14 protein-coding genes are annotated in these 13194 nt (G+C 56.0%); 8 read left to right on the top strand and 6 right to left on the bottom strand.

Annotation, left to right across the window (positions count from 1 at the left end; translation table 11 throughout):
* Positions 1-256: 256 nt before the first annotated feature.
* Genes V8689_RS01765 through V8689_RS01755 form a run of 3 tightly spaced genes read left to right on the top strand, consistent with a single transcriptional unit; the run spans position 257 to position 4037 of the window.
* Positions 257-1315 carry a hypothetical protein gene (locus V8689_RS01765; RefSeq protein ID WP_042561592.1) on the top strand — a complete coding sequence of 353 codons (1059 nt, stop codon included), beginning with the start codon at positions 257-259 and terminating at the stop codon, positions 1313-1315.
* Positions 1316-1357: 42 nt separating this feature from the next.
* On the top strand, positions 1358-2956 hold the full coding sequence (locus tag V8689_RS01760; RefSeq protein ID WP_042561593.1) for an ATP-dependent nuclease: 1599 nt from the start codon (positions 1358-1360) through the stop codon (positions 2954-2956).
* A complete protein-coding gene (locus V8689_RS01755) occupies positions 2949-4037 on the top strand; it encodes a UvrD-helicase domain-containing protein (protein WP_042561594.1) in 1089 nt (362 codons plus the stop codon). Before V8689_RS01760 ends, V8689_RS01755 begins: the two co-directional genes overlap by 8 nt.
* A 213-nt stretch (positions 4038-4250) precedes the next feature.
* On the opposite strand, the gene V8689_RS01750 is transcribed toward V8689_RS01755, so the two are convergent.
* From V8689_RS01750 to V8689_RS01740, 3 genes are all read right to left on the bottom strand, one after another.
* Positions 4251-4379 carry a hypothetical protein gene (locus V8689_RS01750; protein ID WP_256244056.1) on the bottom strand — a complete coding sequence of 43 codons (129 nt, stop codon included), beginning with the start codon at positions 4377-4379 and terminating at the stop codon, positions 4251-4253.
* 87 nt (positions 4380-4466) lie between these two features.
* On the bottom strand, positions 4467-5114 hold the full coding sequence (locus V8689_RS01745; protein WP_042561595.1) for a hypothetical protein: 648 nt from the start codon (positions 5112-5114) through the stop codon (positions 4467-4469).
* 12 nt (positions 5115-5126) lie between these two features.
* Positions 5127-5864, bottom strand: a complete 738-nt coding sequence (locus V8689_RS01740) for a HupE/UreJ family protein (RefSeq protein ID WP_042561596.1) — start codon at positions 5862-5864, stop codon at positions 5127-5129.
* 513 nt (positions 5865-6377) lie between these two features.
* Between V8689_RS01740 and V8689_RS01735 the strand changes: the two genes are divergently transcribed.
* Genes V8689_RS01735 through V8689_RS01720 form a run of 4 tightly spaced genes read left to right on the top strand, consistent with a single transcriptional unit; the run spans position 6378 to position 9008 of the window.
* On the top strand, positions 6378-6677 hold the full coding sequence (locus tag V8689_RS01735) for a metal-sensing transcriptional repressor (protein ID WP_032894820.1): 300 nt from the start codon (positions 6378-6380) through the stop codon (positions 6675-6677).
* Between the two features lie 7 nt (positions 6678-6684).
* Complete coding sequence (locus tag V8689_RS01730; protein WP_042561597.1) at positions 6685-7821, top strand: nickel/cobalt efflux protein RcnA; 1137 nt, start codon at positions 6685-6687, stop codon at positions 7819-7821.
* 12 nt (positions 7822-7833) lie between these two features.
* Positions 7834-8271 carry a YqaA family protein gene (locus V8689_RS01725; RefSeq protein WP_042561598.1) on the top strand — a complete coding sequence of 146 codons (438 nt, stop codon included), beginning with the start codon at positions 7834-7836 and terminating at the stop codon, positions 8269-8271.
* Entirely contained in the window at positions 8268-9008 is a 741-nt protein-coding gene (locus V8689_RS01720; protein WP_080896070.1) for a TraX family protein, read from the top strand. The genes V8689_RS01725 and V8689_RS01720 overlap by 4 nt, the downstream gene beginning before the upstream one ends.
* Positions 9009-9048: 40 nt before the next feature.
* On the opposite strand, the gene V8689_RS01715 is transcribed toward V8689_RS01720, so the two are convergent.
* The gene (locus V8689_RS01715) at positions 9049-10359 is read right to left on the bottom strand and encodes an MFS transporter (protein ID WP_042561599.1); all 1311 of its coding nucleotides are present in this window, start codon (positions 10357-10359) and stop codon (positions 9049-9051) included.
* A gap of 274 nt (positions 10360-10633) precedes the next feature.
* Here V8689_RS01715 and V8689_RS01710 point away from each other — a divergent pair, with 274 nt between their 5' ends.
* Positions 10634-10765, top strand: a complete 132-nt coding sequence (locus V8689_RS01710) for a YHYH domain-containing protein (protein WP_096144211.1) — start codon at positions 10634-10636, stop codon at positions 10763-10765.
* 104 nt (positions 10766-10869) lie between these two features.
* Here the strand turns inward: V8689_RS01710 and chrA are convergent, their stop codons facing one another.
* Complete coding sequence (gene chrA / locus V8689_RS01705; RefSeq protein WP_042561600.1) at positions 10870-12228, bottom strand: chromate efflux transporter; 1359 nt, start codon at positions 12226-12228, stop codon at positions 10870-10872.
* Positions 12221-13165: a chromate resistance protein ChrB domain-containing protein gene (locus V8689_RS01700; RefSeq protein WP_042561601.1), complete on the bottom strand. Its 945-nt coding sequence runs from the start codon at positions 13163-13165 to the stop codon at positions 12221-12223. Before V8689_RS01700 ends, chrA begins: the two co-directional genes overlap by 8 nt.
* Positions 13166-13194 lie beyond the last annotated feature (29 nt).

Here is a 13194-nt window from a genome sequence, read left to right as displayed (position 1 = left end):
TCCAAGCAACTTGGTATATGTGCATTATAGCTTTTGCACATTACCTGCGCAACCCCTAATGCTGGATAAACCACCAGTTTTTTTAAGTCCCGCCCGCAGTTCCCTTTCTCCTGAAGCCCCCGAAATACGGGGCCTGCAGCCAAGAAGTTGACTCACCCTGGCAATGTGCTATCCATAATGTCGGGGGAATCTATCTCCCCAGACTAAGCTCCAGCGCTTCCGCAGACGCTAAGGCGCAATAAAGCAGGGAGAGTCGATGCGCCTAGATCAGATGCCATACCACTCAATGCCCACCCTGGCCGTCCTTCCGTTCCGGCAATTCAGCATCGGATGGACATGGCAGTTGCGGGCACTCAAGCTCTTCCCCGAGTCTCAGCTGTCCTGGAAGCGCTACTCCTACGATAACGGCAGTGGCCATGCGAGGGCGGCTGTTTTCACCTCCTACGAGGAGGCCATAGAAGCTGCGGACGAATTCAACAGCCGAACCAGTGAACTGGTAGCTCAGGCGGTACCGGATCCTGTGCTTCAGAGCTCGACCGCCCTAAAAGTCGAGAAGGCCCTGACAGCAGCGCGTCGCATCCACGCAGAAGAAGAGCTCATGGAGCGCGAAGCAATCAAGCGAAACGCCCATTTGCCCCGTCCCAACATGCAGGAGCTGGAACTGCACAATACGATGGAAAGCTTGCGACAACCCCTCTACCAGGAGCTTGAGCGCGCTCCTTACCTGGAGATAGTTGCCATCCCGAGATTCAACATGTGCCTTCGTCGTACCGAAGACCAGACGTGGGAACAGATCGGAGCCTTGTCTCCCAAACGCTCGCAGATTTGCCTGCGAGAGGTGACAGCCAAAGGATTCGGTCTTTCGGGAGCAGATCACTGGGGGAGAACGAAAGCACAGATTCGGGCACTGCTTCTTCCCAGGGCCAATCAGCTGCTGCAGTTAGCGAGCGTCAAGCAAATGCTTGCCGAGGCGAGGATGCGCGGCCAGAGAGTAGTGGTCTGCGGTGGCTTCGTGTTCTGGTATGAGGACGACGGGGTGCCACGGTGGGTGCTGAAAAACACGGGTGGCGAGTCCAGCAGCGATGAAGGAAACACCTTGTGGTACGAGGGAACGATCTTATCCAAGAACCATGGCCGGATCGTCGTGCTTCCCTATATCAAGGAGAACGGGGAAAAGGTTCAAGGGCACACGAAGAACGCACCGCACGATGGAAAGGCGCTACCTCGCCATCGAGATCAGTACGTCACCCTACCTTTTGAGATCCTGGACGGCGACCTCATGATCGGACTATTTGGTGAGCTCCACTATGAGTAATGCACCGACTAATCGGACATCCCTTCCATGTAAGGACAGCAGATGATCACGAAGATCAAAATCCAGGGCTATCGGATCTACGGCGACTTCACGCTGCTGCCCAACAGGGATCTCAACATCCTTGTGGGCGGTAATGACGCGGGGAAGTCGACCCTGATGGAGGCAATTGGTCTCGCGCTCAACGGGCGTATCGGTGGTCGCTCCGCTCAGGAGGAGTTGAACCCCTATTGGTTCAACAAAGAGCTGGTTAATCAATTTCTAGATAATTGCGATTGGGATGAAAACCCAGCTCTACCAGAAATTCTGATTGAGCTTTTCCTCGAAAATCGGCCAGAGCTGCAATTCCTCTGTGGCGCGATCAATAGCGACAGGAAGACAAATGCCTGCCCTGGCATCTCATTCAAGGTCATTCCCAACCCTGAATATGACGAGGAACTTACCCAGTGGCGTATCAACCCCAGCGCGCTGATCCCCGTCGAGTACTACAAGATTGAATGGCGTACCTTTGGGGATGAAGTACTGACTAGGCGCCCCCGGCAGCTAGCCGTAGCGACTATCGATTCCCGTACCGTCCGCTCGACCTCGGGCGTCGACTACCACCTGCGCCAAATCCTAAGTGACCACTTGGAGCCGGGCGAGAAAGCCAAGATATCCCAGCATTACCGCGAGATCAAAGAGTCCATGACCTCTAACTCCCTGGGTGGCGTGAATGATCGCCTCAAGGATATTCGAGCGCCACTGGATAACCAGGTGATGGCCCTGGCCATGGATCAAAGCGCTCAATCCTCCTGGGAGGGGTCGGTCACACCACATGTGGATCATGTGCCTTTCGCGCTGGCAGGCCAAGGGCAGCAAGCCTCAATCAAGATTTCGCTGGCCATGCAGCGCCTGTCCGAGCACACCAGCATCGTGATGATCGAAGAGCCAGAAAACCATCTGTCGCATACGAGTTTGACCACGCTGCTGTCGCGCATCGAGGAAGCTGCAGGCGAGCGTCAGCTGTTCATCTCGACTCACAGTGCCTATGTGCTAAATCGGCTCGGCCTGAGCTCCTTGCTCCTCCTGCATCGCGGCAAGGCATCTCACATCGAGACGCTTGATCCGGACACCGTCGGCTATTTCCAAAAGCTGCCAGGCTTCGACACGTTGCGTATGGTACTGGCTCACAAGCTCGTCCTGGTGGAAGGCCCCTCGGACGAGATCTTGTTTGAGCGCTTCTTCAAAGACCTCTACGGTAAGCACCCGATGGAGCTGGGGATTGATGTGATGAGCATGCACGGACTGACATTGAAGCGCTGCCTGGAACTGTGTACTGCCATCGATCGCCCAGTTGCAGTGCTTCGAGACAACGACGGGGAAGACCCAGAAACCCTTAAGGAAACTGTCAGCGAACTGCTCGAAACAGGAAAGCGCGAACTCTTTATTGGTGCAAAGGAAGCGGGCAGGACATTGGAACCACAATTGAGGGCGTGCAACAGCGAAGAGTCTCTGCGCAATATTCTTGGGGCCACTGATAGGGCCAGCCTTGAGAAATGGATGTCGAGAGAAAAAACGGAAGCAGCACTTCTCATCGCCAAATCCAAGGAGACGGTCACACCGCCACCATATATGGCTGCGGCTGCGGCGTTCATTCATGGCTAAAAACTACCTGACCCTGGCAGTTGCGGGTGCTCGCAAGACTCAAGGCCTGGTGGAGCATTGCAAAGCATTAGCAGCCGATCGCAAAGTTCTGCTCATCACCTTCGCCCAGGCCAATCAGATCGAGTTGCGCGAGCGCGTAAGGCGGTATGCCGGAGACCGACCCGGCTTGGAAGTCTCTGGCTGGTTCAGCTTTTTGCTGCGTCATTTCGTCAAACCCTTCGTCCCATTCGCCTTCCCCGGCAAGCGCTGCAGGGGCTTCAATTTCGAAGGTGATCCAGGACGATATGCCAGCGGTGAGAATCGATTTTTCGATTCGTCGGACAGTGTGTATGCGAAGGAATTAGCACGCTTGGCCCACCAACTGATTGGCCAAAGCGGCGGGGCCTTGATTCAACGCCTCGAATGCCTTTACGACGAAATACTCATCGACGAGGTTCAGGATCTTTCAGGTTACGACTGGGACATCCTGGAGGCGCTGTTCGGCACACGCATTGAGATACGGCTCGTCGGGGACGTCCGGCAGGCAGTCTTGTCCACCAATCCTCGTGGTCAAATGAAGAAGGCCTTTGCCTACTCGAAATCCATTGCATGGTTCAAAAAACAGCAGAAAGCAGGCCGCCTGGAAATCAACTACAGCTCTGTCACATGGAGGTGCTGCCAGACAATAGCTACCTTTTCCGACACCATCTTCGAGGCAATCTGGGAGTTTCCGGAAACGACCTCACAGAATCACGCGATCACACCCCACGACGGCGTTTTCCTCGTGAGAAAGACTCACGTCCGTCAGTACGTTGAGACATTCCAACCCCAGTGCCTGCGCAACAGCATTCGCTCGGGGACGGAGTTCGACCTCAACTACATGAACTTTGGGGTATCCAAAGGGCAGACCTTCAACCGCGTGCTGATTTATCCAACCGAACCTATCGGCAAGTTCATCAGCAAAGGGGAGTATCTCCTGCCCCTCTCCGCAGCCGATTTCTATGTGGCGGTCACACGGGCCGAGCAAAGCGTGGCGATTGTCTTGGATAAGCCAGGGGCCTCACAGATCCCCTATTGGCATCCAACTGTCGCCGCTGAGTAATTGCATGGACTTGACCACCCATTTGCATTCGACTTGACCAGTCGCTTGCGTCGGATTTGACCAGCCCGCTGGCCGACCCTGATCGGCCATTAGCTGCCATACGTGACTACCAGCAATCGACCCAAAACAGTCATTTTTTTGCAGGATGTCAGGCAAAAATTTTTCGTCACGCAGAAAAAACAAGGCCGCATTTGCGGCCTTGTTTTTATGGGGTTATTCGTGGGAATGTCCGTGCTCAGCTTTGTCGGAGGTTTCTACTTTCTCACCACCACCGCATGCCGTCATCAGGCCGAAGAAGCAGATCAGGAGCATAGAACGAACCAGAGTGGTTGGGGTTTTCATGGAAGGACTCTTCAAAAGTTGATAAATGGTCTGGGGGCAGGCTGAACGGTGAATTTTCGGCAGTAGGACAGCCATCGCTGTTTCGAATTACTGTTTGACGCTCAAGTAATCGCCGGTTGTTTTCAGTGCGATGGTCACGTCGCTGTTGCTGCGATTACGCCAAAACCAACCATGGGTGCCGTCAAAAATGGCGGTAAATTCACCCTTGTCACTTTTGACCTGCTTGCCCTTGCTGTAGCTGTGGAAGTAACCCTTCTCACCGTTGTAAGGTTCGCCATGGGTATCGAAGTTCACAGGCCCGCCAACCGCAGTCCATTCGTAGCTAACAGACTTGCCATTCAAGACTTCGAGCTTTATTTCCGTCCCTTCACCTGGCTTGAGCGTGACGCTCATTTGATTAGTCTTCAAAGCTGAAGTGGGTGTGGGCGCCGGCTGAGTAACAGGTTTCGCAATAGGCTGGACTTGCGCAACCTGCGGAGCTGGAGCTGGAGCTGGAGTAGCAGCTTGCGGTGGCGCGGCATCCGCCAAAGCTTCCTGAGCAAGGATGATCTTCAATTCGCCCATTTGGGTCAGTCCCAGTGCTCGGCCCACACCCGTTGGATCGACGGCATATTCCGAAGGCATAACCACTGTCACCAGCAGGCCGACCGCAGTCAGCAGGGCAATAACAGTGGAGCGCACCAGTTTGCGAGTGCTTGGCAATTCATTAACAGTCGGAAGCGGAGTATTAAACATGGTCAGAATTCCTTACACGGAGACAAACAGGCCGGTGATCTGGTAACCCATCAGCAGGAAACCGGCACTCATCATGGCGACGTTGGCGGTATAGGCGTGGCGCCAGAAACTGCCGGTGCGCCGCCAATAACCCATCAAAATGAGAATCGCGCTGAGGGCCAGCAACTGGCCAATCTCAACACCGACGTTGAAGGCGATGAGGTTCGGAATCAGGCCATCAGGCGAGATCTCGTACTCCTGGATCTTCGTCGCCAGACCAAAACCGTGGAGCAAGCCGAAGATCAGCGTGGCCACCTTGGTGTTGGGTTGGAAACCGAGCCAGCGCTGGAATGCGCCCAAGTTGTCGAGCGCCTTGTACACCACCGAGAAGCCGATGATGGCGTCGATGATGTACGAGCTGATGCTGACCTCTGTAAGTACGCCAAGCAGCAGCGTGACCGAATGGCCTACAGCGAACAGCGTGACATACAGCCCCACGTCTTTCAGGCGATAGAGGAAGAAGATCACCCCGAACAAAAACAGCAGGTGGTCGTATCCGGTCATCATGTGCTTGGCGCCCATGTAGATGAAGGGCAGCAACATGACGCCGGAGCTTTCCTGGATGAAGCCTTTGTCACCTTCCGCTACGGCGTGAGCCATCGCCTCGGGCATTCCCAGGAAAAGTGCAGCGACAAGTAAAAACAACAGCAATACGGGGCGGTGCAAAGGCGTAGTAAACGCGCCGGCGCCGCTCATCGAGTACGGATGCATAGATCAATCCTACGTTGCAGAGATCGAAGGCCGCAGTGCGGCCAAGGTCAAGATGCGAACGAAGGACGGGGTGGACGCTCGATCAAGAATATCGGCGGCAGGGGAACAGAGTGTCGAAGCGCATCGACCCGGATGGATAGCATTGGGGATGTCGCCAGCATCAACGCCGCTGTGAGTTGCGGTGTTTCGTGCTGGTGATCAGGGGTCAATGGCGAATGGTAGTGATCTGAAAGACTCGAATAGCTGGATGAAGCCTCTTCGCCGTGGGAGTGATGGGCGTCTTGCGTGATCTCCCAGGCTGGCTGTTTCGACGCCACTGATAACGAATAGGTATGCCCGGCCCAAGCCACTAACATGGCGAGAGCCAGCGCGATTACCACCGTAGTTGTCAGTGTTCTGCTGAACATGGCGTTAGGGTTTCAACTCGGTTTATAGGGCTTTTACGCGTTTGACCACATCCCCCTAGGGGGGATAGGATGCCAGCGTAATTCATTGAGGCCTGAGGCTCAAGTCATGAGTGAGCACGAACACGAACACAGCCATCCCCACACCCACCAAAGTCATGAGGCGATCATCAAACGTCTCAAACGGGCGGATGGGCATTTACGCGGCATCATCACCATGATCGAAGAGGGTCGTGAGTGCGTGGACATCGCCCAGCAGCTGCATGCGGTTGAAAAAGCAGTGTGCCAGGCCAAACGTACGCTCATCCAGGATCACATTGATCACTGCCTGGAGGACACCGTTTCGGCGCTAGGCAATGGCGAACGCGCACCACTGGAAGCTTTCAAGCAAATCACCAAGTACCTCTAGGTCTGTCATGCCCAATTTTGCTGAACTGCTGCAACAAGGCGGGGCTCACGCCTGGCTGTATTTCCCGAGCGCGATCCTGCTCGGCGCCTTGCATGGCCTGGAGCCGGGACATTCCAAAACCATGATGGCGGCCTTCATCGTGGCCATCCGAGGCTCGGTCAAACAGGCTGTTTTGTTAGGTTTGGCCGCGACGTTGTCGCATACCGCAGTGGTGTGGTTGGTCGCCATCGGCGGCATGTACCTGGGCAAAGGCCTGGATGCGCAAACCACTGAGCCGTACTTCCAGCTTGCCTCTTCTGCACTGATTATCGTGATTGCGCTATGGATGCTCTGGCGTACTTGGCGCGGCGAGCAGATGTTCAAGTTCGAGCAAGGTGATGATCATCACCACGGCGAGCACGACCATGGTCATCATGATGAGACCCATCGAATCGATACCGGCCATGGCCGCATTGAGCTGTCGATCTTCGAGGAAGGCATGCCACCGCACTGGCGCCTGAAGACACTGACCGGGCACGCTTGGGCTGCCTCAGATGTTCGCCTGATGACTACTCGTCCGGACGGTAGCAGCCAATCGTTCTCTTTCGTTGAGCGCGACGGCTTCCTGGAGTCGAAGGTCGATATTCCGGAACCACATGAGTTCAGTGCTCGCTTGAGTCTTGGGCATGCAGGTCACTCCCATGATTACGATCTCCAGTATCAGGAACACGATCACGGGCATGCTCATTCCGAATTGGAAGGCTTAGAGTTGTCGATTGATGGCTACCAGGATGCGCATGAACGTGCGCATGCCAACGATATCCGCAAGCGCTTCACCAATCGCGAGGTCACCACGGGCCAGATCGTTATGTTCGGCCTGACTGGGGGTCTGATTCCTTGTCCGGCAGCCATTACCGTTCTGTTGCTATGTCTTCAGGTTAAAGAAGTCGCGCTGGGAGGCATGCTTGTCCTGTGTTTCAGCATAGGATTGGCGCTCACCTTGGTCACTGTCGGTGCTGCTGCGGCAATTGGTGCTAAGCAGGCCTCCAACCGTTGGCCTTGGCTGGGCACCGTGGCTCGTCGTGCTCCGTACCTGTCCAGCGTGCTGATCATTGGTGTTGGTCTGTACGTGGGCTTCCATGGCTGGATCGGCCTGAACGCTTGAGGCAAGTCTTTCGTGTTTGAACTCACGAGCTACATTGGTCTGTTCGTGGCGGCATTCGGTGCCGCGACGTTATTGCCGATGCAGTCTGAAGCCGTGCTGGTCGGGATGTTGCTCTCCGACCGGTACGTTGTTTCTTCGCTATTGGCAGTCGCCACTGTTGGCAACGTGCTTGGCTCCGCTCTGAACTGGCTTCTGGGCCGTTCCGTTGAGCGATTCCGCCACAAGCGCTGGTTCCCCGTGAGCGAGAGCAAGTTAGAAAAGGCCCAGCAGTCGTATCTGCGCTACGGGCGCTGGTCACTGTTGTTGAGCTGGGTGCCCATCATTGGCGACCCGCTGACAGTCGTCGCCGGAGTCATGCGCGAGCCACTCTGGAGTTTCCTGCTGATTGTCACCCTGGCCAAGGGCCTGCGTTATCTCGTGCTGACCGCCGTCACGCTGGGGTGGGCATGACGATGCCTACTGTCCCGCTTTCCCCACTCAAGAGCCGAAGCAATAGCCTGGATCTGATCAAGTGGCTAGCGATGTTGACCATGGTTATCGATCACTTGCGGTTGGTGTGGCCGGAGTTGAGCAACCTGTTCATTCCGGGGAGACTTTCCTTTCCGTTGTTCTGTGTCGCCATTGCGGCCAACGTGGCGCGCTCCAAACGGGGCGAGTTGTTGACGGCGGCGAATGGTCGATACCTTGCCTTGATGCTGGTGTTCGCCGCCATTTCAGAAGTGCCGTATCGCTACATCAGTTCTTCGGGGTCATTCAACGTGTTGGTGACGCTGGCATTGGGACTGGTGATTGCCTGGGGATGGCAGCATCGCACCCTGTTGAGCAGTGCTATGGCGTTATTGGCCGCCGCGATTGCCTACGTGCTGGATGATCCACTGATGTACGGCTTCTACGGTGCGCTTGTTCCAGCGGCTGTCTTAATAGCAATCAAAGGCCCTGGTGTTCTTTGGCTGCTGCCTGCGGCTCTATGCTTGATGAGCAATACGCGAAGTAGCATCGTAACCAAGGCGCTGGACTTGGAGGTCTATTCATTGGTGGCTTTGAGCACCGCGTTCGCGGCGCCGCTGATCGGACTCTGGCTACTGCGTCAGACCTTCACCTTCAAGGTCTGGCCGGTGCGGCAATGGGGATATTGGTTCTATCCGGGCCACCTTGCCGCTTTGCAAGCGCTACGGTTGCTTGGCTGAATACCGGTCACCAGCTTTAGCAAATCTTAGGAATTCGCGATCACCTATTGGGCCATCGGCGATGCTGATCATCGATCACGTATGGGTGTTCGTGATCCACACCGTCCTGGCCGTCGATGTGCGCGTGATCGCCCGGCAGATTCTCATGGGTGTGTTTGATCGACTCCTGATCATGAGCTGGGCGCCAGATCACGATGCTGACCAGTAGTGCACTGCCTGCCACCACGGCGAGGCCAACAAACGACGCCGTGAGGCTGATGTTGGCTCCCAGCCATCCCGCCAGTGGATAAGTAATCAACCAGCAAGCATGGGACAGCGCAAATTGGGCGGCAAACAACGCCGGGCGATCTTCGGCATGTGCCGAGCGACGCAACAGGCGACCGCTCGGAGTCTGGGCCAGCGAATAGCCCACCCCGAGCACCATCCACAACGGCAGCAGGAAGTTGTAGGTGGTCAGGTTGATGCCGACGGCCAAGCCTACGACCAGTATTCCTCCGCCAAACAACATGGCCGTTCGGTCTTTGATGTTTTTCAGCAGGCGAGGCAAGACCAGGGCCGAGATCATGGAACCACCACCAAACGCAGCCAGCGCCAATGCCGTTGAGCTTTGGGGCAGAGCGAAGCGCGACTGAACCAGAACCACGGTGTTGACGATGACCATTGCACTGGCAGCCGCTACCGTCAGGTTGAGAGCCAGCAGCCCTCGCAGGCGGGGCGTCGCTAGGAATATGCGCATGCCACGGGTGGTTCGTTCATAGATGCTGCGTCGTGGTACTTGCTTCGCCTTTGGCAACAACACCGTGGCGACTAGGGCGGCAGAAGCGAGGAAGCCGATGACCGTGCCGGCGAAAAGGTTGTGGAAGCTGATCACCGTCAGGAGCGCGGCAGCGAGCATCGGGCTCGCGACGCTTTCGAGATCGTAGGCCAGGCGCGATAACGACAGCGCACGCGTGTAGTCGTCTTCATCCGGCAGGATGTCTGGAATGGTCGCTTGGAACGTTGGAGTGAACGCTGCCGATGCGGACTGAAGGACGAAAATCAGTACGTAGATTTGCCAAACCTCAGTCACAAACGGGAGAGCCAGCGCGACCACGGCCCGCACCAGATCCAGAGAGACCAGCATGGCTCGGCGAGGCAGGCGCTCTGCAAAAGCCGCTGCAATGGGCGCAACGCCAATGTAGGCGGTCATTTTGATCGCCAACGCCGTGCCGAGAACGGCACCTGCTTGGGCGCCTGCTAGATCGAACGCCAGTAAACCGAGCGCGACGGTGGCAAGGCCAGTCCCTACGAGTGCAATCACTTGAGCCAGGAAAAGATGGCGATAGGTTCGGTTGGCTAGGATTTTCAGCATGAGAAATCTCAAAAGGAAACGCGTGCGCCTATCTAGTCACTGAGATTTCCCGAAGATAGAAGAACTACGAGTTCTCGTTTTCAGATGATTTTGTATCCCCCCTAGGGGGATATGAATTCATCCTAAACCAGAGCCAGAAGTAGCTCAAGAAATAAGCATTCGACCTTTGATCGAGTCCCCGGAGAAGTAGCTTGCTCAGTGAAGGCACTTAGCCATACGCTGCCGGGCGTGAGACCTCTCACGGATATAAAATATGAGCAAGGAGCAAGCCCTGATGAAACTGTCCGCCATTTTGATCGCCGCTTTACTTTCGATTACGTCCGTTGCTGCCTTCGCGCACAGCGGCGGTACTGATTCAAAAGGTTGCCATCGCAACCATAAAACCAACGACTACCACTGCCATTAAATGGCAAAAGCCCAGCGTCAGGCTGGGCATTGGTGTGAGCTGGTCACTTCAGATCTGAAGGGGCCTGGGTGTCTGACGGACGCTGTTTAATCCGCTCGTGATAGCTAGCGCAGCAGATGTACTGCCAGACCAGCGAGCGCACAGGCCATCAGTACCTGAATGACGCCGCGCTTGAAGCGGAACAATGCTATTGCCGCTGCGATGGCGATTACTGCAGAGGGCCAGTCGAGGTTGCCGCTGAAGCCTTTCGGCCAAAGCACGTGATACCCGAAGAAGCACGCCAGATTGAGGATCACCCCAACTACGGCGGCGGTGATGGCGGTAAGCGGTGCAGTGAACTTGAGTTCGTTGTGGGTCGACTCAACCAGAGGGCCACCCGCAAGGATGAACAGGAACGAGGGCAAAAAGGTGAACCAGGTCACCAGGGCAGCTGCGACAGCTCCGGCCAGAAACAGCTGATCAGCCCCGAACACTTGCGAGACATAGGCCCCGACGAAGCCGACGAAAGCCACCACCATGATCAGCGGCCCAGGCGTGGTTTCCCCCAGCGCAAGGCCGTCGATCATCTGTGTCGGGGTTAACCAGCCATAGTGACCGACTGCGCCTTGATAGACATACGGCAGTACGGCATAAGCACCGCCAAAGGTCAGCAATGCAGCTTTGGTAAAGAACCAGCTCATCTGGGTCAGGGTTCCTTCCCACCCAAAGAGCGCGGTCAAAACACCCATCGGCAAAGCCCATAGCACGGCACCAATCAGTGCGAGTGAGGCCAATTTCAACCAGCTGAAGCGGGCATGTTCCGGGGACGGCGTGTCGTCATCGATTAAGGCCGGGCCGAAGGATTTTTTGGCGGCGCTATGGCCACCGGCTCTGAACTTCTCAGGTGCCAGTCGCCCGCCGAAATAGCCAATCAATGCTGCCCCTAAGACGATCAGCGGGAACGGAACATTGAATGCAAAGATCGCAGTAAATGAAGCCGCCGCTATCGCCCACAGCCAATTATTCTTCAATGCCCGAGAGCCGATCCTATGTGCCGCCTGCACCACGATGGCCGTCACGGCGGGCTTGATGCCGTAGAAGAGTCCGGCTACCACGGGTACTTCGCCGAACGCGATGTACATCCACGACAGCGCGATCAGGATGAATAGTGAGGGCAGCACAAACAGCGTGCCGGCGATCACGCCTCCCCACGTTCGATGCATCAGCCAACCAATGTAAGTCGCCAGTTGCTGAGCCTCGGGCCCTGGCAACAACATGCAGTAATTGAGGGCATGCAGAAATCTGCGTTCTGAAATCCAGCGTCGCCGCTCCACCAACTCCTGATGCATGATCGAGATCTGGCCCGCAGGCCCGCCGAAGCTAATGAAACCGAGCTTCAACCAGAACCAGAACGCCTCACGCAGACTAATTTCTTCAGGCCTCGACGGATCCGCTTCAATCTCTGGTGCAATAACTTTACTCATTGGGCTGCTCCTCTTTCACAAAACCGGCGAGCAGACCGTCGAAAATGGCACACGCGGCAGCCAGCAGTTGGTCGTCGTCGGTAATGGTTTCTCGCAGCCCTGCCAGTACACGTTCGATGCCGGCAGCCTCCACGGGTTGAATGCCCCCGATATCGAGGTAATGCACAAGTGCAGCAATGCGACCTAGACCTTGTATCTGGATTTGAAAACTGGCCTGTAGGGTTTCAAAGGTGACGCGGTTACCAACATGGCTGAAGGTTGCATCATCAAAATCAAACCCTAAGGCGTCGACTGGGCAGTCCTGTGGAGTCTTCAGCCAGACGATCTGAGCTTGCGGGTCGATGAAGCGGCGGATTAACCAGGCACAGGCGAGCCGGTCGACCCAGGGACGGTTACGGGTCGCCCAGATACGGCCCTGATAATCGCTGAGATTGAGTGCCGTTATTGGTTGGTTGCTGCTGTGTGGCTCATCCGGCGACAGGGCTCTACTGACCGCCGTCTCTAGCTCCTGCAACGCCGAATCAACTTGCTGCTTGGGCTTGCCTGGAAAGTAATCGATGCTGACCAGTTGATCGTGGGCTTTGCGCAGCTTACGAATTTGTTTGGTCGTCGCCAGGGCATTTTCAGAATTCAGCTGTCCACGGCACTCTTCTATCTCCGCACCAAGCCTACCGTAGTCATCGCTACGGTCGAACAACTCGACGAAGCGCTCACCTCTAGGGTCGACGATCGGCAGAACGTAGGCCGTGCCATTGATGGCGAGGATATCGCGCTCGACAGACGTCAGTGCTTCACGGCAGACGCCAGTGTCTGGCAGCAGATACGCGCCATCGCGCAGAACCGCAGCACCAGAAGCTTTCAATGCACGCCAGGCGCGCATGCGTTCGGTGGCATTGGCAGTGGGTAAGCCAAGAATCAGAGCCAGCCAATTATTCATGTAGAGTTAGCTATATAGTTTGTAATGAC

Source organism: Pseudomonas sp. AK181 (genome assembly GCF_051122975.1).
In the GTDB taxonomy this organism is placed as follows: Bacteria; Pseudomonadota; Gammaproteobacteria; order Pseudomonadales; family Pseudomonadaceae; genus Aquipseudomonas; species Aquipseudomonas lactis.
The sequence above is the reverse complement of the archived record's forward strand: the minus strand, read 5'-3'. Positions and strand labels throughout refer to the sequence as shown.

Coding starts and splice junctions, on each gene's coding strand:
- V8689_RS01710 (WP_096144211.1), top strand. CDS start 10,634: ATGAAACTGTCCGCCATTTTGATCGCCGCTTTACTTTCGATTACGTCC.
- V8689_RS01730 (WP_042561597.1), top strand. CDS start 6,685: ATGCCCAATTTTGCTGAACTGCTGCAACAAGGCGGGGCTCACGCCTGG.
- V8689_RS01720 (WP_080896070.1), top strand. CDS start 8,268: ATGACGATGCCTACTGTCCCGCTTTCCCCACTCAAGAGCCGAAGCAAT.
- V8689_RS01745 (WP_042561595.1), bottom strand. CDS start 5,114: ATGTTTAATACTCCGCTTCCGACTGTTAATGAATTGCCAAGCACTCGC.
- V8689_RS01750 (WP_256244056.1), bottom strand. CDS start 4,379: ATGAAAACCCCAACCACTCTGGTTCGTTCTATGCTCCTGATCTGCTTC.
- V8689_RS01765 (WP_042561592.1), top strand. CDS start 257: ATGCGCCTAGATCAGATGCCATACCACTCAATGCCCACCCTGGCCGTC.
- V8689_RS01735 (WP_032894820.1), top strand. CDS start 6,378: ATGAGTGAGCACGAACACGAACACAGCCATCCCCACACCCACCAAAGT.
- V8689_RS01715 (WP_042561599.1), bottom strand. CDS start 10,359: ATGCTGAAAATCCTAGCCAACCGAACCTATCGCCATCTTTTCCTGGCT.
- V8689_RS01740 (WP_042561596.1), bottom strand. CDS start 5,864: ATGCATCCGTACTCGATGAGCGGCGCCGGCGCGTTTACTACGCCTTTG.
- V8689_RS01700 (WP_042561601.1), bottom strand. CDS start 13,165: ATGAATAATTGGCTGGCTCTGATTCTTGGCTTACCCACTGCCAATGCC.
- V8689_RS01760 (WP_042561593.1), top strand. CDS start 1,358: ATGATCACGAAGATCAAAATCCAGGGCTATCGGATCTACGGCGACTTC.
- V8689_RS01755 (WP_042561594.1), top strand. CDS start 2,949: ATGGCTAAAAACTACCTGACCCTGGCAGTTGCGGGTGCTCGCAAGACT.
- chrA (WP_042561600.1), bottom strand. CDS start 12,228: ATGAGTAAAGTTATTGCACCAGAGATTGAAGCGGATCCGTCGAGGCCT.